The sequence below is a fragment of the Oryzomonas japonica genome (genome assembly GCF_008802365.1).
Taxonomy (GTDB): domain Bacteria; phylum Desulfobacterota; class Desulfuromonadia; order Geobacterales; family Pseudopelobacteraceae; genus Oryzomonas; species Oryzomonas japonica.
In genome coordinates this window covers 424,977-445,821 of the sequence record NZ_VZQZ01000002.1, presented here as the reverse complement: position 1 = coordinate 445,821, position 20,845 = coordinate 424,977, and the positions used below count along the sequence as shown (strand labels likewise).

Below are 20,845 nucleotides of genomic sequence, written 5' to 3'. Positions count from 1 at the left end.
TCATGCATATATGCCGAAACGTACCGACATCAAGAAAATTCTCATCATCGGAGCCGGCCCAATCGTCATCGGTCAGGCCTGCGAATTCGACTACTCCGGCACCCAGGCCTGCAAGGCCCTGAAGGAGGAGGGATTCGAGGTGGTACTGTTGAACAGCAACCCTGCCACCATCATGACCGACCCGGATTTTGCCGACCGTACCTACATCGAACCGGTGACCCCCGATATTTTGGCCAAGATCATCGAGCGGGAGCGTCCCGATGCCGTGCTGCCCACCCTGGGCGGCCAGACGGCGTTGAACACCGCCGTGGCGGTGGCCGAAGCGGGTGTCCTGGACAAATTCGGCGTGGAGTTGATCGGCGCCAAGCTGCCGGCCATCAAGAAGGCCGAGGATCGCACTCTCTTTAAACAGGCGATGGAAAAAATCGGTTTGGCCGTTCCTTCCTCGGGTCTGGCCCACAACTACCGGGAGGCCATGGAAGTCGTCAAGGCGGTCGGATTCCCGGCCATTATCCGCCCCTCGTTCACTCTGGGCGGCACCGGCGGCGGCATCGCCTACAACATGGAAGAGTACGAAAAGATGGCCCTGGCCGGCATCGACGCATCGCCCACCGACGAAATTCTGGTGGAGGAGTCGGTCATCGGCTGGAAGGAATATGAACTGGAGGTGATGCGCGACACGGCCGACAACGTGGTGATTGTCTGCTCCATCGAAAACTTCGATCCCATGGGGGTGCATACCGGCGACTCCATCACGGTCGCCCCGGCCCAGACCCTGACCGACAAGGAATATCAGATTCTCCGTGACGCGGCCCTCAAGATCATCCGCGAGATCGGCGTGGATACGGGCGGCTCCAATATCCAGTTCGGCATCAATCCCCAGAACGGCCGCCTGGTGGTAATCGAGATGAACCCGCGCGTCTCCCGGTCATCGGCTCTGGCCTCCAAAGCCACCGGCTTCCCCATTGCCAAGATCGCCGCCAAACTGGCGGTGGGGTATACCCTGGACGAGATCACCAACGACATCACCCGCGAGACGCCGGCCTGCTTCGAACCGACCATCGATTACGTCGTCACCAAGATACCCCGCTTCACCTTCGAGAAGTTCCCGGCCGCCGATGCCATCCTGACCACCCAGATGAAATCGGTAGGGGAGGTGATGGCCATCGGCCGTACCTTCAAGGAGTCGTTTCAAAAGGCGCTCCGTTCCCTGGAGATCGGTTCTTCCGGTTTCGAGTCGCGCCTGTTCGACCTGAATGCCGAAACACGCCGGGCTCTGACCGTCAAGGAGCAGCAACTGCTGATAGAGAAGCTGCGCACCCCCAATTGGGAGCGGCTCTGGTACGTGGGCGACGCCTTGCGCAGCGGCATGACCGTTGCCGAGATCCACAAGCAAACCGCCATCGACCCCTGGTTTTTGCATAATATCCGCCAGATCATCGAGATGGAGGAACGGCTGAAGCTGGTTGAGCCGAAGGATTCTAGCAAAGACGATCTTAAACAGATCATCCGCGAAGCCAAGCAGATGGGCTTTTCGGACAAATTCCTGGCGCAGCTCTGGCGGATGAGCGAAGATGCGCTGCGCGCCCTGCGCTGGTCTTTGGGGGTACGCCCGGTGTATAAGCGGGTCGATACCTGCGCCGCCGAGTTCGTGGCCTATACCCCGTACCTGTACTCGACCTATGAGGAAGAGTGCGAGGCCGAGCCGACGGACCGCAAGAAGATCATGATCCTGGGGGGCGGCCCCAACCGCATCGGCCAGGGGATCGAATTCGACTACTGCTGCGTGCACGGCGTCTTTGCCTTGGCCGAGGACGGCTACGAGACCATCATGGTCAACTGCAACCCGGAGACGGTTTCCACGGACTACGACACCTCGGACCGGCTCTACTTCGAACCCTTGACCCTGGAGGACGTGCTGGAGATAGTAGCCAAGGAGAACCCGGTGGGCGTGATCGTGCAGTTTGGCGGCCAGACACCGCTCAAGCTGGCGGTGGCGCTTGAAAAAGCGGGCGTGCCGATCATCGGTACCTCGCCGGATGCCATCGACCGGGCTGAAGACCGGGAGCGATTCCAGGAAATGCTCCATAAGCTGGGGCTGCGCCAACCCGAGAACGGCACGGCCCGCTCTTTTGAGGAGGCCGAGAAGGTCGCCAACCGTATCGGGTACCCGGTCGTGGTGCGCCCATCCTACGTGCTGGGCGGACGCGCCATGGAGATCGTTTACAACGCGGAAAACCTGCTGCGTTACATGACCACCGCCGTTCAGGCATCGCCCGGGCACCCCATCCTGATCGACAAGTTCCTGGACGAGGCCATCGAGATTGACGTGGATGCCCTCTGTGACGGCAGCGAGGTCGTCATGGGCGGGATCATGGAGCATATCGAGGAGGCCGGCATCCATTCCGGCGATTCGGCCTGTTCCTTGCCGCCGTACTCCATTTCCGCCGATACTGTGGCCGAGATTCGCCGCCAGACCGTCCTGATGGCCCTGGAACTGAACGTCAAGGGGCTCATGAACGTGCAGTACGCCGTCAGGAATGGCGATATCTACATCCTGGAGGTCAATCCCCGGGCTTCACGCACCGCGCCCTTCGTTTCCAAGGCAACCGGACGCCCCCTGGCAAAGATAGCGGCCCGGATCATGGCCGGCAAAAGCCTCAAGGAGTTGGGTGTGCATGGCGACATTGTGCCGAAACACATATCGGTCAAAGAGGCGGTATTCCCCTTTGTCAAGTTCCCCGGCGTGGACACGATTCTGGGGCCGGAGATGAAGTCCACCGGCGAGGTGATGGGTATCGGCGACACCTTCGCCAAGGCCTTTGCCAAGTCGCAACTGGGGGCCAATGTGAAGATGCCGTTGACCGGCAATGCCTTTATCAGTGTACGGGACGCCGACAAGAAACATGTTGTAACCACAGCTGAAAAGTTGTATAGAAATGGTTTCGCAATCTGGGCGACCGGCGGCACCGCCGCGTTTTTGGAAGAAAAGGGGATTCCGGTCCGCCGGATCAACAAGGTTGCCGAGGGGCGTCCCCATGTGGTTGACGCCATTAAGAACGACGAGATCAGCCTGGTGGTCAACACGACCCATGGAGCCCAGGCCGTGGCAGATTCCTTCTCCATTCGCCGCGAGTCCCTGATGCACGGCATTGCCTATTACACCACGGTGGCCGGCGCCAAGGCGGCAGTGGACAGCATCCTTGCCCTGAAAGCCCAGGATCTGGACGTCAAGACCCTGCAGGAATATCTGGAAGAATAGCGGCCGGAGGCATGTCCTCCCGCCGATTTGTTTTGTGTGCTTGTGCAATAGCGGCACTAATTTATGTGTTCAGGAGATCGATAGTAGATGTCCCATTCCATACCGTTGACAAAAGAAAGTTTTGAAGCGCTCCAGGAAGAGTTGAAACGCCTGATCCGCGTGGAACGTCCCAAGGTCATTCAAGACATTGCCGAGGCACGCAGTCACGGCGATCTCTCGGAAAATGCCGAGTATGACGCCGCTAAAAACCGTCAGGCCTTTATCGAAGGACGCATTCAGGAGTTGAATGGCAAGCTGGCCCGGGCCTATGTGGTTGACCTTTCCGGCATGAAACCGGACAAGGTGGTGTTCGGCTCCACCGTCACCCTGTACGACACCGCCTCCGAGGAAGAGGTGTGCTACAAGATCGTCGGCGAGGATGAGGCGGATATCAAGCTGAGCAAGATATCGTGCACGTCTCCCGTTGGCAAGGCGCTGATCGGCCACAAGCTTGACGATACCGTCAAGGTGATGGTCCCATCGGGAACCAAGGAATACGAAATCATCGACATCAAGTACGAGTAAAGGGCGGGGCATCCCCCTTTTTGCAAGGAGAGACGACAATGGCTGGTACGATTACGAAGGATATGACCTTTTTTGAAGTTATGCGCATGTATCCCGACGCCGTCGCGGTGTTGCAGAAGTACAACCTGGGATGTATCGGCTGCATGGGCGCCCAGAATGAAAGCCTCGAACAGGGGGCCAATGCCCACGGTATCGATGTGGATACGCTGGTAAAGGATCTGAACGCGGCCATCGCCTGATTCACCGCCAGGCCGATTATTGCAAAAAGCCCCGGGGAACATTCCCTTGGGGCTTTTTGCGTTTCCGGAATGAAGCGTGTACAATCAAAACGGTAAAGATTGAGCGTAAGGGAGGTCGCCATGCGACTCTTTATCGCCATCGAACTGCCTGGTGAGATCAAGAGGCAACTGGAAGGAATGGGCACCGGGATACCGGGTAGCCGCTGGGTGCCAGCCGACCAGCTCCATCTGACCCTGGCTTTCCTCGGAGAGGTGGACGACACCACGCTCAGGCAGTTGACCGGGGCATTGGCGACGATTCGGGCGCCCGGTTTCACTCTCCGGTTCAGCGGCACCGGTTGCTTTCCCAACCTTCGCCGGCCCAGGGTGCTCTGGGCCGGGCTGGAACCGGAGCCAAAGCTGGACGATCTGGCTTTTCTGGTGCGTGAAGCGGCGGTGGCTTGCGCTATCACCCAGGAGGAACGCCCCTTCTTCTCCCACGTCACCCTTGCTCGCCTCAAGCTGCCCGCTCCCCGTGAGGTGGAGGCGTTTCTTGCGCGTCACCGCACGCTGGAGTTTCCGCCGATTGACGTTCGGGAGTTCTTGCTCTTTCAAAGTCGACTGACGCCCCAAGGGGCCATTCATACGCCGGTAAAAGGGTTTACCCTCTTGGCGGACACGGCGGCCAGCGGGGCCCTGCAGGAAAATTGATTTCCCTGTGTCCTTATTCCCACCGGTTGTTTCCGGAAGTATGCCCTCTCTGGCCGGGGAGGCGGGCGTGCCCCGTTTGATGTGGATTTTGGCGCTGTTATGGTGTATAAATGCCGAATTATCTCTAACTCCATAAACTTCAGCGCGATTCTGGAAAGTTGCCATCTTACCATGGATATCGGCCCAGGCTATTCAGCATCCATAACCATTGCCAGCCCCGCACCCCTTTCCGGAAAGGCGGCCCGGACCGCACCGGAGTTGAGAGTTGTCCTGTGCCGAAGGTAACGCTTTCGTCCAATAACGCCCTGGTAATCCCTCCCGACTTGCTTAACCATCTCGGTATCGGACCGGGCGGCGTTGTTTCCGTTGAGGTGGAGGCGGGCGGAGCACTGGTGCTTCGTGGGGCAGGGGACGTCTCCCGCTGTGCCGCGTCCCCGAAAGAGGCGGTGGAAAGCCCTGCACCGGTGAGGTCTTACGCCAAAGATGACGGCGCTACGCTGAAGGAGGCTATTGCCCGCAAGAACCTCCAGACCCGCATGCAGTTCATCAAGGGAGTTGGTCCCAAGCTCACGGAACTGTTGGAAAAACGCGGCGTTGCGACCGTCGAGGATGCCTTGTACCTGTTGCCGCATCGCTACGAGGACCGCCGCGAGTTGACCCCTGTTGCCCGTTTGAAGCCCGGTTTCAGTGCGGTCTTTTCCGGAAAGGTGCTGTCGGCCGATATCGCGGCCACCAAAGGGGGAAGACGTTTTTTCGAGGCCCTGGTGGCGGACGACAGCGGCTCCATTACCTTGAAGTGGTTCAACGCCAACCCCACCTTCATGAAGCGGGTTTGGAAGGCGGGCCGAACCGGCGTCTTCGTCGGCGAGGTCACTCAATTCGGCTACCAGCGGGAAGTACACCACCCAGACGTCGAATGGCTTGAGGAGGGCAAGGACATCCAGGATATCCTGGATGCCGACCCGGTCAACTTCGGCAGGATCGTACCGGTATATCCCCTGACCGAAGGGCTGAGCCAGAAGGTCATGCGGCGGGTGATGAAGGAGGTGGTGGACGGTTTCCTCGGTTCGCTCCAGGAACTCATCCCCGCGCCCATCCTGAAGCCGCTGCTGCTGCCCGGCCTGCGGCAATCCGTGCGGGAGCTGCACCTGCCGCCGCCTGAAGCCGGGCTGGACGACCTCAACCAGGGGAGCACCCCCGCTCACCGGGCCATTGCCTTTGACGAGTTCTTCTTCTGGGAACTGGGCTTGGCCTTGAAGAAGCGCGGCGTGACCCTGGAGGAGGGGATTGCCTTCCAGGTGACCCATCGCTACACCAAACAGTTGGCCAAGATGCTCCCCTTCGAGCTGACCGGTGCCCAGCGCCGGGTCCTGTCCGAGATCAAGGCGGACATGATGGCGCCGCATCCCATGCACCGGCTGGTGCAGGGGGACGTGGGGAGCGGCAAGACGCTGGTGGCGCTGATGGCGGCGCTGATCGCAGTGGAAAACGGCTATCAGGTGGCCATCATGGCCCCGACCGAGATCCTCGCTGAACAGCACTGGCATACCATCCATCGCTTTTGCAAAGAATTAGGCGTTGAAACAGCGTTGATTACCGCAGGCATGAAGGGCAAGGCCAAGTCGGAAGCCATGGGGCGCGTGGCGTCCGGCAGCGCCCAGATCGTCATCGGCACCCATGCCGTCATCCAGGATAAGGTCGAATTTGCCCGCCTGGGGTTGGGAGTCATCGACGAGCAACACCGTTTCGGTGTCCTGCAGCGCGGCATTCTCAGGAAGAAGGGCGCCAACCCCGATATCCTGGTGATGACTGCCACCCCGATTCCCCGGACCCTGGCCATGACCCTGTTCGGCGACCTGTCGTTGTCGGTGATCGACGAACTGCCGCCGGGCCGCACACCGGTAGAGACGCGAATAGCCTTCGAATCGCGGCGGCCGCAGGTATATGCCGCAATTCGCGAGGAGGTACGCCAGGGACGGCAGGCCTATGTCATCTATCCCCTGGTGGAGGAGTCCGAGAAATCGGACCTCAAGGCGGCCAGCCAGATGGCCGAACATTTGAGCCAGGCGGTGTTTCCCGATCTGCGCATCGGCCTGCTGCACGGCCGCATGGCGCCGGATGAGAAGGAAGCCGTTATGGGGGCCTTCAAGGCCCGGGAATTGGACGTCCTGGTGTCCACCACGGTTATCGAGGTGGGAATCGATGTCCCCAACGCCACGGTCATGGTCATCGAGCATGCCGAACGCTTCGGTCTCTCCCAACTGCACCAGTTGCGGGGGAGGGTGGGACGGGGCAGCGCACGGTCCCGCTGCATCCTTTTGACCGCCGGCAAATTCTCCGATGATGGCGAAAAGCGGCTGCGGGTCATGGAGTCGACCAACGATGGCTTTCGTATTGCCGAAGCCGATCTGGAGATTCGCGGTCCCGGCGATTTTCTCGGTATCCGCCAGTCAGGTATGCCCGATTTCCGGGTGGCCAATATCCTGCGGGACGGGGGCATCCTGGAACAGGCCCGCCAGGCGGCGTTCGGGCTGTTGGAGCAGGACCCCGAGTTGTCGGCGGTGGGCCATGGCCCCCTCAAGGAAGAGTTGCTCCGCCGCTGGGGACAGCGGCTGGAGTTGGCGTTGATCGGGTAGTTTTTACTTCTCGCTGGTGAATAGGATGTTTGCGGTATGCGTGTACTGACAGGTTCGGACGTTTTAAAGAAAAACTTTGATAGTTCAGTTGTAACTATTGGTAATTTCGATGGAGTTCATAGAGGCCATGCCGAGTTGTTTCGGCAGGTGAAAGCAGCGGCCGCCCAGCGGGGCCTCCCCGCGGTGGTGGTCACCTTCGAACCGCACCCGCTGACGGTGTTAGCGCCTAAAAACGCTCCTCCGCTGATCACCACGTTTGCCCAGAAGAAGGCCCTGATCGCCGAAACGGGTGTCGATTGCCTGGCTGCGATCGACTTCACCCCCGAATTTTCCCGGATGCCGGCTGAGGCGTTCGTGCGCGACATCCTCATGGGGTGCCTGGGGATGCGCCATATCATCATAGGCCATGATTACGCCTTTGGGAAGGACCGCCAGGGCAACCAGAAAACCCTGGAACGGCTTGGGAAAGAATACGGATTTACCCTGGAGGATATCAGCCCGGTCGGGGAGGGGCGCACCATTTTCAGCAGCAGTCTGGCGCGCCGCCTCATCAGCCGCGGAGATATGCCGGAGGCCACCGGCATTCTTGGGAGGTATCACGTCATTTCGGGCACGGTCGTGCATGGTCGGGAGATCGGCCAGACCCTCGGGTTCCCCACCGCCAATATCTCGACCAGCAATGAGCTGCTTCCCCCCGATGGCGTGTATGCGGTCATGGTTGCCGTAGATGGCCGCATCCTGCAAGGCGCCTGCAACATCGGCAACAACCCGACCTTCGAAGGCGGAGCGCGGACCATCGAAGCCTTTTTGCTTGACTTTTCCGGCCAACTCTATGGCCATGAAATCGCTATCTGCTTTGTGCAGCGTTTGCGGGAGGTAATGAAATTCCCGGATGTCGCTGCGCTCATCACGGCCATTCAGCAGGATGTGGCTACCACCAAATCAATCCTGGCCGCGGCCGATCAGAGCCTGATCAAGCCCTTGTTTTCCCCGGAACGGATCGGAGAATGACGTGAAACGCACCTTTGATGTGAAGTTCTGGCTGGGGATCGGCATCAGCGTCTTTTTTATGGCGCTGCTCTTCAGGAAAATCAATTTCCAGCAATTGGGCGCGGCCCTGCTGATGGTGGATTACCGCTATATCGCGCTGGCGGTGCTGTTTACCTTTATCAGTTATTTCCTGCGGGCGGTGCGCTGGCGTTACCTGCTGATCTCCGAAAAAACGATTCCGCTGGCATCGCTCTATCCGGCGACCATCATCGGTTATATGGCCAACAACCTGCTCCCGGCCCGGCTGGGGGAGTTTGTGCGTGCCTATGTCCTGGCCCGGCGTGAGGGGTTGGAGACGCCGGCGGTCTTCGCGTCCCTGGTCATTGACCGGCTGTTCGACGGATTCACGGTGCTCCTGATTCTCCTGGCGACCCTGTTCACCCTGCACCTGCCCGGCAACATGGCCGACGCCGAAACGGCGCTGCGGGCCGGCGGTGTGGCCATGTTCCTGCTCTACTGCGGCGTGCTCGTGTTCCTCTATCTGCTGAAGCGGCAGACCATGCGGACCCTTAATCTGGTGGCGTGGCTGCTGAAACCGTTTCCCACAAGGGTGAGCGAGCGTCTCATCCCGCTGTTGGGCTCGTTCATCACCGGTATCCGGTTGTCCCGCAAGGGGGGGCATATCCTGGCCATTCTGGCGTCATCGTTTTTCATCTGGATGTTTGCGGTGCTGCCGGTGGACATGACGCTTCGGGGGTTCGGTATTCATCTCCCCATTACCGCCTCCATGTTCATTCTGGTGTTGCTGGTGTTTGCCGTCATGGTGCCGGCCTCACCCGGCTTTATCGGCACCTACCATTACGCCTGTTTCAAGGGGCTTTCGGCCTTCGGCATTGCCGACGTCACCTCGGTCAGCATTGCCCTGATCATTCACGGCACGGCTTTTTTCCCGGTTATCATCGCCGGATTTTACCACCTCTGGAGCGGCGGAATATCGCTTAATTCGGTTCGAAAGGCTGGTGAGGCTTCATGAAGAAAAAATTCTCATTCGTATTTTGGAGATTTCTGTTCCCGGAATGCGTGGACCCGTATCTGATCCTGGCCTTCGCCATACCGTTCGGGCTCTACATGGCGACCCTGGCCCCCTCGGTGACCTTTTTCGACAGCGGTGAGTTTCTGACCGCCTCCTACTCCCTGGGGTCGGCCCACTCGCCCGGTTACCCCCTGTTTCTCATGTATGCCAAGCCTTTTACCTGGTTGCCGTTCGGCAACATCGCCTTTCGCATCAATATGGCCACGGCCTTTTCGTCATCCCTGGCCTGCATGAGCGTTTATCTGCTCACACTCAGCATTCTTAAGGATGAGCGGATTGTGGAACAGGAGCGTTTTGCCGGTTTTGCCGTCAAAGCCGCTGGACTGGCCGCAGCACTCGCCTTCGGTGTCACCCCGCGGCTCTGGCTCCAATCCAACCACGATAAGCCTTATCCCCTGCTCGCCTTTATCACGGCGGTTATTTTTCTCCTGCTGCTGAAGTGGCGCGAGCACTACAAAAACGGCAGTGAACGGCCGGCCTATGTCTATGCGTGCACCTTTCTGGCCGGGATGAGCATGGCGGCCCACCAGTCGGTCGTTCTGCTCCTGCCGTCATGGTTTTTGCTGATCGTGCTGACTGACTGGCGCATGGTTCTGAGGGTCAAGGAATTGATCCTGGCCACGGCCTTTGCCCTGCTGGGGTTTTCCATACACCTCTACCTGCCATTGCGGGCAACCCAGAATCCCCTCCTGAACTGGGGCGACCCCAAAACCTATGGGCAGTTCATGTGGCATTTCCTGCGCAAAGGGTATCCGGCTGAACCCCATCCGCGTGACGCCTCTTTGTGGTGGGCTCAAATCAAGGCATTCAACATCCCCCACGAATTCACCTGGCTTGGGGGGGCGTTGGTGATCCTGGCCCTGGTTTGCCTCTGGCGGCGGCAGCGTGATGTGGCCATCGCCTATCTCGCCGGCGTTATTACGTTCCTTGCCGTCATAGCCGGTTACTTCAATACGCCGAATGAAACCATCTTTCTGACCGAGGAGTTCTTTACCCCGCTCTACCTGTTGAGCGCCGTGCTGATCGGTGTCGGGTTGTTTCATCTGCTCGGGTTTGCGCTGCATAGGGCAAAACTTCCCGAACGCTACGACCTGCGGGTGTATCTCCTGGTGACGGTGATGTATTTTGCGCTGCCGGTATCCCTGTGCGCCGTGAACTATTACGAGAACGACCAGCACGACAACTATATCGCCTACGATTATGCCACCAACTCCCTGCGGTCGCTGCCCCAGAATACGATCATGTTCACCTGGGGCGATAGCGGCGCCTTCCCGCTCTGGTATTTGCAAGGGGTTGAGCGGATGCGCGAGGATGTGGACCTGCCCCATACGCCCCATCTGGTGTTCGGCTGGTATCTTGACTCCATGCCGCGGGTATTCCGGAATTCCACCCTGAAAAGAATGGATGTTCAGGCCATGGACCCTGAAGTCTGCCTGCGCATGGCCATTGCCGAGCAGATCAGTCAACGGCCGGTGTATATAGATTTTTCGACCCGCTACTCGATCACATCCAGTGAATTCATACCGGTCCAAAAAGGGCTTGTCTACCGTATGCGCCGCAGTTCCGAACCCGGGGGGCTGCCCGACATCTCTGTTTGGGAAAATTACAACAACCGGGGGATTCTGGAGAAGATATCCTTCCTGGATCTGGATACCGGCAAGGCAATCTTGATCTATGCCAACAGCTATCTTGAGGCCGGCGATTTTCTGCTCAGTGTGGGCCGGCCCACGGAGGGGATGCGGATGCTGACCATGGCAGGACAGATCTCGCCCGAGATGCAGCCCAATATCCGGCAGGTGCTCATGCGCTACGGCATGGCGAGGTGACGGTGTGGTTGCCTCTCTGAACGGATCCAGCAAGGTTTTCGGCATTATCGGGCACCCCGTGCGCCATTCCCTCTCCCCGGCCATGCAGAATGCGGCCATGCAAGCGGGCGGTCTTGACGGGGTCTATGTCCCGTTCGATGTTCGGCCGGAAGGCCTGGGTGAGGCTGTTGCCGGCCTGCGAGCCCTCGGTGTCAAGGGGGTCAACGTGACCATCCCCCACAAAATCGGCATCATACCGTATCTTGATGGACTCGACGAAAGCGCCGTTGCTGCGGGTGCCGTCAACACCGTCAACAACGAGGATGGCCGCCTGATAGGCTATAACACCGATGGCGACGGACTGGTCCGATCGCTGGCCGAGGAATGTGCCTTTATTCCCGAGCAGAGTACTGTCGTCATTATCGGCGCCGGTGGCGCGGCCCGCGGCGCCGTGGCCGCCATCTGCCGGGCCGGCGCCCGGCGGGTCATCGTTGCCAATCGCAGCAGAGAGCGGGCCACAGCCTTGGTCGCAACCATGGGTGCGCGCTACCCCGATGTCGCCCTCATGGTCGCCGAATACGGCGAGCAGATGACGACTTCGCTTCGTGAGGCCGGCCTGGTGATGAATACCACGTCGCTGGGCATGAACAACGAAGTCATTGCTGGTCTTGACCTTGGGGCGTTGCCCCCAACCGGCGTGGTCTACGATATGGTCTATGCGCCTCCGGTCACGCCGTTGCTCCATGAAGCCCGGCGGCTGGGCTTGCGCCACGCCAACGGACTGGGGATGCTGGCGGCCCAGGGGGAACTGGCTTTCCGTATCTGGACCGGGAATCTGCCGCCGCCGGGTCTAATGAGGCACATCCTGGCCGGAATATGCGCATTCTGACTCGGTTTCTTTGTAATTGTCTTGACAAACAAGTCGCGTTGCATATACTAACTAGCTTTCTATTTTAAGCGCTGTTGTTTGGCGATGGATGCGGATTGATACATGAAAATCAGTGTTGACCATATTCAGGAGAAAGCGCTTACTGTAGAGGTAGATGAGCCGGTGGATACCTTTCCGGTGCTTTCGGGGATGCAGGCCGACGGGACGTGCATTTTCAATGGCCCTGTCAGGGGCCAGATCAATGCCGTGCGCGAATATGACCATCTGCGGGTTGCGGGCAACGTCACGGTGTCGGCAACATTCACCTGTTCCCGTTGCCTCGCATCCTATGGAACAGAGATCGGATCGAACTTTACGATTTTTTTCCGCAAAGGCCCAGCAAGCCAGGAAAACGATGAAGAAGAGACCGAGTTGAATGATCAGGACCTTGTCTCGGCCACCTACAGCGGCGACGAGATAGATCTTACCCATGAAATCGAAGAACAGGTCGCCATGGAGGTTCCGTTCAAGCCGCTTTGCAGTGAAACATGTAAGGGGTTGTGCCCGACGTGCGGGATAGACCTGAACCAGGGAGACTGTTCCTGTGGGAGCGATGAAGTTAATTTCAAGTTCAGCGCCCTGAGGAATTTCAAAATTTCCCGATAATTACCAAGGTGACGGCGTTGCCGTTCCACCGAAAAAAGGAGAATCGACATGGCAGTACCCAAGAAGAAAACCTCCAAATCCCGGAAAAATATGAGAAGGGCTCACGATTTCCTGACGACCCAGTCGGTTTCGACCTGCCCACAGTGCAAATCCCCCAAGCTTCCCCACCGGGTATGTCCGACGTGTGGCACGTACAAGGGCAAAGAAGTTATCGATCTCTCTTCGGCCCAGTAAGCAGCCATCCGTGTTACTACCGGGAATGATGAGAGTTGCCGTTGACGCAATGGGAGGGGATAACGCCCCATCCGTGGAAGTCGCCGGAGCCGTTGCCGCTTGCCGTGAGTTTGGAATAGCGATAACCCTGGTGGGTGATCGTGCCAGGCTTGAGGCCGAATTGACCAAGCATCAGACAAACGGTCTGGATATCGACATCTTCCATGCCAGTGAAGTTGTGGGGATGCACGACTCTGCCTCTGATGCCGTCCGCAAGAAGAAAAATTCTTCCGTACGTCTGGCGTTCGAACTGGTCAAGGAGGGGAAGGCCTGCGCTGCAGTCAGCGCCGGAAACTCCGGCGCCACCATGGCGGCAGGCATGGTCGTGCTCAAGCGTATCAACGGTATCGAGCGGCCTGCCATCGCCCAGATTTTTCCTACCCTCAAGGGACAGACCCTCGTGCTGGATGTGGGCGGTAACGTTGATTGCAAACCGCAACACTTGGCCCAGTTTGCCATCATGGGCGAGGTCTATGCCCACTATGCCATGGGGATCACCAACCCGGCCGTCGGTTTGCTGTCCAACGGCGAGGAGGATTCCAAGGGCAATGAACTGACTCGTGAAACCAACGCCATCCTGAGGGAAACGTCGCTCAATTACGCCGGCTATGTGGAGGGGCGCGACATCTTCAAGGGAACGGTGGAGGTGGTCGTCTGCGACGGTTTTGTGGGGAATGTCGTGCTCAAGCTGTCCGAGGGGCTTGCGGAAGCAGCGGCCACGATGTTAAAGGAAGAGATCGTTAAGAGCTGGGTGTCGAAACTCGGGTATCTCTTCGTGCACGGCGCATTCCGTCGTTTCAAAAAGATCGTTGACTATGCCGAATACGGCGGTGCTCCCCTGCTGGGCATCAATGGCGTGGGCATGATCTGTCACGGCGGTTCCAATGTTAAGGCGATCAAAAACGCCGTACGCTTTGCCCATGACTACGCCAAAAGCGGTGTCACCGAACGGGTGGCGGAAAAACTGTCGGAAAACAGCATGGTCAACATGCAGCGCGACAACCTGAAAACACAGGCAGTCGCATGAAGGAGCAAACCATGTCGGGAGCCCGGATAACCGGAACCGGTTCCTCTCTGCCGGATAAAATTCTTACCAATCGCGACCTGGAACAGATGGTTGAAACCAGTGACGAATGGATCACGACCCGGACCGGCATCAAAGAACGCCGAATCGCCGCCGAGGGTGAATATACCTCTACCTTTGCCGCCGAAGCCGGCAGACGCGCCCTTGCCATGGCCGGGATCGGAGCTGATGAGCTCGATCTGATCATCCTCGGTACCGTGACCCCGGATTTCCCTTTTCCGGCAACCGCGTGCATCCTGCAAAAAGAGCTTGGAGCGCATAAGGCAACGGCATTCGATCTCTCTGCCGCCTGCTCCGGCTTTCTGTACGCCCTGTCCATCGCCACGACCTATATCCGCAGCGGTATGGCAAAGAAGGCCCTGGTCATCGGAGCCGAGGTTTTGTCGCGCGTGGTTGACTGGAGCGACCGCAACACCTGCATCCTCTTCGGAGACGGTGCCGGGGCCGCGGTCGTGGAGGCCTGCGAGGGTGAGAACGGCATCCTCTCCACCCACATATTCAGTAACGGCTCCCACTGGGACCAGCTCTATCTGCCCGGCGCCGGGAGCAGGAACCCCGCTTCCAATCCGCGCACAATCGATGAGCGTCTCTATTATATCCGTATGGAGGGGAACGACGTCTTCAAACACGCCGTGCGGGCCATGGAAGAGGCCGCCACCGCCGCCCTTACGGCAAACGCCATGTCGCCTTCCGATATATCACTGTTCATTCCCCACCAGGCCAATCGCCGCATCATCGACGCAACCGCCAAACGCCTGGGGCTTCCCGAGGAACGGGTGTTTGTGAATCTTCACCATTATGGCAACACGTCGGCCGCATCAATTCCGATCGCCCTCGACGAGGCAAACCGTTCCGGCGCCATCAAGGCTGGCGACATCGTCTTGATGGATGCCTTTGGCGGAGGCTTTACCTACGGTTCCGCCCTGGTTCGCTGGTAGACTGCTCCCCACACGAATACGGATCAGACGCGGGAAAAAGGATTTTTTATTCATTGAAAGGTATTTCTCATGAGTAAAACCGCTTTCATATTCCCTGGACAGGGATCGCAATATCCGGGGATGGGCAAAGAATTGGCCGAGGCCTTTCCCGTTGCCCGCCGGGTCTTTGAAGAAGCCGACGACGCCCTTGGCATTAAGCTGTCCGCCACCTGTTTTAGCGGCAGCGAAGAAGAATTGAAGCTGACCGCCACGACCCAACCGGCCATACTGACCGCCAGCATCGCTATCCTGCGGGTGGTCGAGCAGGAAACCGGCCTCCGGGCCGACTATCTGGCTGGCCACTCCCTTGGCGAGTATTCGGCCTTGGTCTGTTCCGGGGCGCTTGGCTTTGCCGATGCCGTCAGGACCGTTCGGGCACGGGGAACCTTCATGCAGGAAGCGGTACCGGTCGGCACCGGCTCCATGGCTGCCATGCTGGGCATCGAACGGGAGGTGCTCGAGGATATCTGCCGCGAGGCGGCTCAGGGAGAGGTCGTTGCGCCGGCCAATTTTAATTCGCCCGGCCAGATCGTGATCGCCGGCCACAGCAGCGCCGTGGGGCGCGCCATCGAGATTGCCAAGGGGCGCGGTTTCCGGAAAACCCTGTTGCTGCCGGTCAGCGCCCCCTTCCATTGCGCCCTTATGCAACCGGCTGCCGAACGGCTCGCCGGGGTGCTGGAGACCGTAGCGGCCAACCGGATGGTGTTACCGGTGGTCGCCAATGCCGATGCCGCCCCGAATGCCGACAGTAACCGCGTCAAGCCGCTCCTGGTGACCCAGGTCTGCGCTCCGGTTTTATGGCAGCAGTCGGTGACGGGTATGGTCGAGTTGGGGGTTACGCGGTTTGTGGAGATCGGTCCCGGGAAGGTCCTGTCGGGGCTGGTGAAGCGGATTTCAAAAGAGGTGGAAATAGCAAATATTGAGGATAGTGCCGGCCTGAAGACGTTGACCGAGTAAGCTAATCACTCAAGGGGAAGCTATGCTCGATTGCAACGAAATCATGAAGATCTTGCCCCATCGTTACCCTTTTCTGCTGGTGGATCGCATTGAAGAGGTGGAAACGGGCAAGCGTATCGTCGGCATCAAGAATATCACCATCAACGAGCCGTTCTTCCAGGGGCACTTTCCCGGTCACCCGGTCATGCCGGGGGTCCTGCTCATCGAGGCCATGGCCCAGGTAGCCGCAGTTCTGGCCTATGTCTCGTCCGACGCAAGTGCCCGCTCCAAGGTCACCTATTTCGTGGGTATCGACAATGCCCGTTTCCGCAAGCCGGTCGTCCCCGGCGATCAGCTCCGCCTTGAACTTGAGGCTGTCGGCTGCAAACGGGGCATATGGAAGTTTAGCGGCAAGGTGCTGGTAGCGGACAAGCTTGTCGCCGAGGCGGACTTGAAGGCGACGTTTGCCGATAAATAGACACTATGTACTCACTTCAGCGTCCTGCGCTGCTGAAAGAAGAAAGGAGTAGCTACTAATGCCGAAGGACAGAATCGCCGTCATCACGGGTGCATCCCGTGGAATAGGCCGGAGTATCGCCCTGGCGCTGGCCGCACAAGGCGCTACGATCGTTGCCGTTGACATGGACCAAGCCGCAACCGATGCCATTGTTGCCGAATTGAAGGCTGCCGGTGGGAAGGCCCTGGGGGTTGTGGGGAACGTTACCGTACCTGCGGATGTGGAGCGGATGATCGATGCCGCCACGGAGGCCTTTGGTCGGGTCGATATTCTGGTGAACAACGCCGGCATTACCCGTGACGGCCTTCTCATGCGGATGAAGGAGGAGGATTGGGATGCCGTGCTTACGGTCAACCTGAAGGGTGCGTTCCTGTGTACCCGTGCCGCGTTCAAGGTCATGTCCAAGCAGCGTTACGGCCGGATTATCAACATCGCCTCGGTGGTTGGCCAGATGGGCAATGCGGGGCAGGCGAACTACTGCGCCAGCAAGGCCGGCCTGATCGGGCTTACCAAGTCCAACGCCCGGGAACTGGCCAAACGCAACGTCACGGTCAATGCCGTTGCCCCTGGTTTCATCGCCACCGCCATGACCGATGCCCTCTCGGACAAGGTGCGGGCCGAACTGACCGCTCAGATCCCCCTGGAACGTCTGGGCAGCGCCGACGATATCGCCAATGCGGTGGTCTTTCTCGCCAGCGAGGCTTCCGGCTACATCACCGGGCATGTGCTTTCCGTCAACGGCGGAATGTACATGTAGGCAATAAATAAATCTTTGACTTTTGATTCGTTCATTGTTAAGAAGCTGTAGCTCAAATCGACTACGACCTGTTACGGGTTACTACAACACGGAGGTGAAAGATGTCTGACATTGCAAAGCGAGTAAAGGAAATAGTTGCAGAACAGCTGGGTGTGGAAGAGGTTCAGGTCGTTCCCGAGGCATCCTTCATGGATGACCTGGGTGCCGATTCCCTGGATACCGTCGAACTGGTCATGGCACTTGAAGAGGAATTCGATATTGAAATCCCCGATGAGGATGCCGAGAAGATTCAGTCCGTACAGGACGCCATCGACTACATTACCGAGCACGGCTAATACGGAAGACCGACTACGAAACAGGGGAGGGGAGACACTCCCCTCTTTTTGTTTATCCGGTTCCAACCCGTCATTATCTACCAGGAGCATACAATTATGAGAAGAGTCGTAATTACCGGTGTTGGGGTCGTTTCTCCTCTGGGATGCGGCAATGCCAAAAACTGGGATGCGCTTATCAACGGCCGTTCCGGCATCGCGCAGATCACCCGCTTTGACGCCTCGGCCATGCCGGTGCGCATAGCCGGTGAAGTCAAGGACTTCAACCCCGAGGATTTCATTGAAAAGAAAGAGATCAAGAAGATGGATCTCTTTATTCAGTATGCGCTGGCAGCTTCTCACTTCGCCATGGAGGACTCCGGTCTGGCCATCACGGAGGAGAACGCCGAGAGGGTAGGGGTGCTCGTGGGTGCCGGCCTGGGCGGGCTGCCGACCATCGAGAAGTACCATGCGGCACTGCTTGAAGGGGGCTACAAGAAAATTTCCCCCTTCTTCATCCCGATGTTGATCATCAACCTTGCCCCCGGCCACATCTCCATCAAATATGGCGCAAAGGGCCCCAATATTTCATCCGTTTCGGCATGCGCAACCGCCACTCATTCCATTGGCGATGCCTACCACATTATCAAACGGGGCGACGCCGACGCCATGATCGCCGGGGGAACCGAATCAACGATAACCCCCCTTGGCATCGGAGGCTTTTCCGCCATGAAGGCTCTCTCCGACCGTAACGACGATCCCCAGGCCGCCTCGCGCCCCTTTGAGAAAAACCGTGATGGCTTTGTCATGGGCGAAGGCGCCGGCATCGTGATCCTGGAAGAGTATGAGGCCGCAAAAAAACGCGGCGCCAAGATCTATGCCGAGGTTGTCGGCTATGGCCTGACCGGCGACGCCTATCACCTGACCGCTCCGGCACCGGATGGCGAAGGGGCGGCGCGCTGCATGAAAATGGCGCTCGCCAACGCCGGCGTCAACCCCGAACAAGTAGGCTACATCAACGCCCACGGCACCTCGACGTCCATGAACGACCTGTACGAAACCATGGCCATCAAGACCGTCTTTGGCAACCATGCCGGTGCGGTGAAAATTTCCTCGACCAAGTCCATGACCGGCCACCTCCTGGGGGCTGCCGGGGGCATCGAGGCGGTTTTCAGCTGCTTGGCCCTTGAAAAGGGTGTGATTCCGCCGACCATCAACTACGAGGAGCCGGACCCGGAATGCGATCTCGATTACACCCCCAACACCGCTTGCGAAGCCAAGATCGAATACGCCATGAGCAACAACTTCGGTTTCGGCGGCACAAACGCCTCACTGCTTTTCAAAAAGGTCTGACATGAAAATCGCACTGGGAAGTGACCATGGCGGCTATGGCCTGAAACAGTCTCTGATCCCCTTCCTGCAGGGCAGGGATATCGAGGTTGCCGATGCCGGCACCAATTCAGAGGATTCGGTGGATTATCCCGATTTTGCCGAGCGGGTGGCGCTCCTGGTCGCCCACGGCGAGGCTGATGCCGGCATTTTGGTCTGCGGGACCGGCATCGGTATCTCCATTGCAGCCAACAAGGTGCCCGGTATTCGCGCCGCACTGGTGACCGATGCCTTCATGGCCCGCATGGCAAAAGAACATAATAACGCCAATGTTCTGGTGCTGGGGGGGCGGGTGATTGACGAAACAACCGCTCAGGAGTTGGTAACCGCTTGGCTGGACGCCTCCTTTGAGGGGGGACGGCATCAGAAACGGCTGGACAAGATCGCCCAATTGGAAGAAAAATATCGTTGTAGTTGATTCTCTTTTCGATACAATGAGATAATGATAGATAACAGCGGGACTTGACCACAAGTCCCGCTCCCTGTTTTTCAACCCCCTGCTGACTGAATCCATCCCACGAAGGAGTAGACACACCATGTCGATTCTCGACCAATTTGACCCCCAGGTTGCCGAAGCCATTCGCCACGAGACCGAACGCCAGGAGTACAACCTGGAGCTGATCGCTTCGGAAAACTTTGTCTCCGAGGCGGTGCTTGAGGCCCAGGGTAGCATCCTGACCAACAAATACGCCGAGGGCTATCCGGGCAAGCGCTACTACGGCGGCTGCGACCAGGTGGATGTGGTCGAAAATCTGGCGATCGAGCGCGCCAAGGAGCTGTTCGGCGCCGAACATGTCAATGTTCAGCCCCACTCGGGCTCCCAGGCCAATATGGCGGTCTATTTTGCCGCCTGCAAGCCGGGAGATACCGTCCTGGGCATGAACCTCTCCCACGGCGGTCACCTGACCCACGGCAGCCCGGTCAACTTCTCCGGGAAACTGTTCAATATCGTGCCCTACGGTGTTTCTCCCGAAACCCAGACCATCGATTACGCCGAGGTGGAACGCCTGGCAGAGCAGCACAAACCGAAAATGATCGTGGTCGGCGCCAGCGCCTATCCCCGCATCATCGATTTCCCAGCGTTCCGCGCCATTGCCGACAAGGTCGGGGCGGTGGTCATGGTCGATATGGCCCATTTCGCCGGCCTGGTGGCGGCTGGGGTGCACCCCAGCCCGATCCCCTACGCGGATTACGTGACCACCACTACCCACAAGACCCTGCGCGGCCCGCGCGGCGGCATGATCCTCTGCCGTGAAGAACTTGCCAAAAACCTGAATTCCCAGATCTTCCCCGGTATCCAGGGCGGCCCGTTGATGCATGTCATCGCCGCCAAGGCGGTGGCCTTCAAGGAAGCCCTTCAGCCGGAGTTCAAGGTCTATCAGCAGCAGATCGTGAAGAATGCCCAGGCCTTGGCCGGGGCGTTGATGAAGCGCGGTTTCAAGCTGACCAGCGGCGGTACCGACAACCACCTGATGCTGGTCGATTTCTCCGGTACCGAAATCACCGGCAAGGCGGCTGAAGCGGCCTTGGACAAGGCTGGTATTACGGTCAACAAGAATACCGTTCCCTTCGAGACCCGTTCCCCGTTCGTCACCTCCGGTATCCGGATCGGAACGCCGGCCGCCACATCCCACGGCCTGAAGGAAGCGGAAATGGAACAGGTGGCTACCTTTATCGCCGATGCCATAGCCAATATCGACAACGACGAAAAACTGGCCGCCATCAAGGTGCAGGTCAATACCATGATGAAGCGGTTCCCGCTCTATGCCAACCGGCTGAAGTAGGGAA

Annotated in this window: 20 protein-coding genes; all 20 read left to right on the top strand. The window is 58.7% G+C overall.

The genetic code is table 11. The annotated features are described in order from the left end of the window. Positions 1–10 precede the first annotated feature (10 nt). A complete protein-coding gene (carB, locus tag F6V25_RS05320) occupies positions 11–3,262 on the top strand; it encodes a carbamoyl-phosphate synthase large subunit (protein WP_151127566.1) in 3,252 nt (1,083 codons plus the stop codon). 87 nt (positions 3,263–3,349) lie between these two features. Continuing rightward, positions 3,350–3,826 carry a transcription elongation factor GreA gene (gene greA / locus F6V25_RS05315; protein ID WP_149305785.1) on the top strand — a complete coding sequence of 159 codons (477 nt, stop codon included), beginning with the start codon at positions 3,350–3,352 and terminating at the stop codon, positions 3,824–3,826. Positions 3,827–3,864: 38 nt separating this feature from the next. After that, a complete protein-coding gene (locus F6V25_RS05310) occupies positions 3,865–4,065 on the top strand; it encodes a DUF1858 domain-containing protein (RefSeq protein ID WP_151127565.1) in 201 nt (66 codons plus the stop codon). A gap of 120 nt (positions 4,066–4,185) precedes the next feature. After that, positions 4,186–4,755: an RNA 2',3'-cyclic phosphodiesterase gene (gene thpR, locus F6V25_RS05305; protein WP_151127564.1), complete on the top strand. Its 570-nt coding sequence runs from the start codon at positions 4,186–4,188 to the stop codon at positions 4,753–4,755. Between the two features lie 272 nt (positions 4,756–5,027). Further along, a complete protein-coding gene (gene recG / locus F6V25_RS05300) occupies positions 5,028–7,391 on the top strand; it encodes an ATP-dependent DNA helicase RecG (RefSeq protein WP_151127563.1) in 2,364 nt (787 codons plus the stop codon). A 36-nt stretch (positions 7,392–7,427) separates the two neighbouring features. Beyond that, a complete protein-coding gene (locus tag F6V25_RS05295) occupies positions 7,428–8,402 on the top strand; it encodes a bifunctional riboflavin kinase/FAD synthetase (protein WP_151127562.1) in 975 nt (324 codons plus the stop codon). A gap of 1 nt (position 8,403) precedes the next feature. Continuing rightward, entirely contained in the window at positions 8,404–9,414 is a 1,011-nt protein-coding gene (locus F6V25_RS05290; RefSeq protein WP_151127561.1) for a lysylphosphatidylglycerol synthase transmembrane domain-containing protein, read from the top strand. Continuing rightward, on the top strand, positions 9,411–11,300 hold the full coding sequence (locus tag F6V25_RS05285) for a glycosyltransferase family 117 protein (RefSeq protein ID WP_151127560.1): 1,890 nt from the start codon (positions 9,411–9,413) through the stop codon (positions 11,298–11,300). The genes F6V25_RS05290 and F6V25_RS05285 overlap by 4 nt, the downstream gene beginning before the upstream one ends. A gap of 4 nt (positions 11,301–11,304) precedes the next feature. Next, the gene (gene aroE, locus F6V25_RS05280; protein WP_151127559.1) at positions 11,305–12,168 is read left to right on the top strand and encodes a shikimate dehydrogenase; all 864 of its coding nucleotides are present in this window, start codon (positions 11,305–11,307) and stop codon (positions 12,166–12,168) included. 102 nt (positions 12,169–12,270) lie between these two features. Further along, positions 12,271–12,813, top strand: a complete 543-nt coding sequence (locus F6V25_RS05275) for a YceD family protein (RefSeq protein ID WP_151127558.1) — start codon at positions 12,271–12,273, stop codon at positions 12,811–12,813. 48 nt (positions 12,814–12,861) lie between these two features. Then, positions 12,862–13,047 (top strand): 50S ribosomal protein L32, encoded by a 186-nt coding sequence (gene rpmF, locus F6V25_RS05270; RefSeq protein WP_149305776.1) that lies wholly within the window; start codon positions 12,862–12,864, stop codon positions 13,045–13,047. 28 nt (positions 13,048–13,075) lie between these two features. After that, entirely contained in the window at positions 13,076–14,113 is a 1,038-nt protein-coding gene (plsX, locus tag F6V25_RS05265) for a phosphate acyltransferase PlsX (protein WP_151127666.1), read from the top strand. 11 nt (positions 14,114–14,124) lie between these two features. Beyond that, positions 14,125–15,108, top strand: coding sequence for a beta-ketoacyl-ACP synthase III (locus F6V25_RS05260; RefSeq protein ID WP_151127557.1), 984 nt, complete (start codon positions 14,125–14,127; stop codon positions 15,106–15,108). 69 nt (positions 15,109–15,177) lie between these two features. Then, positions 15,178–16,104 (top strand): ACP S-malonyltransferase, encoded by a 927-nt coding sequence (gene fabD, locus F6V25_RS05255; protein WP_151127556.1) that lies wholly within the window; start codon positions 15,178–15,180, stop codon positions 16,102–16,104. 22 nt (positions 16,105–16,126) lie between these two features. Then, positions 16,127–16,561, top strand: coding sequence for a 3-hydroxyacyl-ACP dehydratase FabZ (fabZ, locus tag F6V25_RS05250; protein ID WP_151127555.1), 435 nt, complete (start codon positions 16,127–16,129; stop codon positions 16,559–16,561). 58 nt (positions 16,562–16,619) lie between these two features. Further along, positions 16,620–17,357, top strand: coding sequence for a 3-oxoacyl-[acyl-carrier-protein] reductase (fabG, locus tag F6V25_RS05245; protein WP_149305772.1), 738 nt, complete (start codon positions 16,620–16,622; stop codon positions 17,355–17,357). A gap of 101 nt (positions 17,358–17,458) precedes the next feature. Next, positions 17,459–17,692: an acyl carrier protein gene (gene acpP, locus F6V25_RS05240; protein WP_149305771.1), complete on the top strand. Its 234-nt coding sequence runs from the start codon at positions 17,459–17,461 to the stop codon at positions 17,690–17,692. A 96-nt stretch (positions 17,693–17,788) separates the two neighbouring features. Further along, the gene (fabF, locus tag F6V25_RS05235; protein WP_151127554.1) at positions 17,789–19,021 is read left to right on the top strand and encodes a beta-ketoacyl-ACP synthase II; all 1,233 of its coding nucleotides are present in this window, start codon (positions 17,789–17,791) and stop codon (positions 19,019–19,021) included. A gap of 1 nt (position 19,022) precedes the next feature. Then, positions 19,023–19,475: a ribose 5-phosphate isomerase B gene (gene rpiB, locus F6V25_RS05230; RefSeq protein ID WP_151127553.1), complete on the top strand. Its 453-nt coding sequence runs from the start codon at positions 19,023–19,025 to the stop codon at positions 19,473–19,475. Between the two features lie 118 nt (positions 19,476–19,593). Next, complete coding sequence (gene glyA, locus F6V25_RS05225; protein WP_151127552.1) at positions 19,594–20,841, top strand: serine hydroxymethyltransferase; 1,248 nt, start codon at positions 19,594–19,596, stop codon at positions 20,839–20,841. Positions 20,842–20,845: the final 4 nt, after the last annotated feature.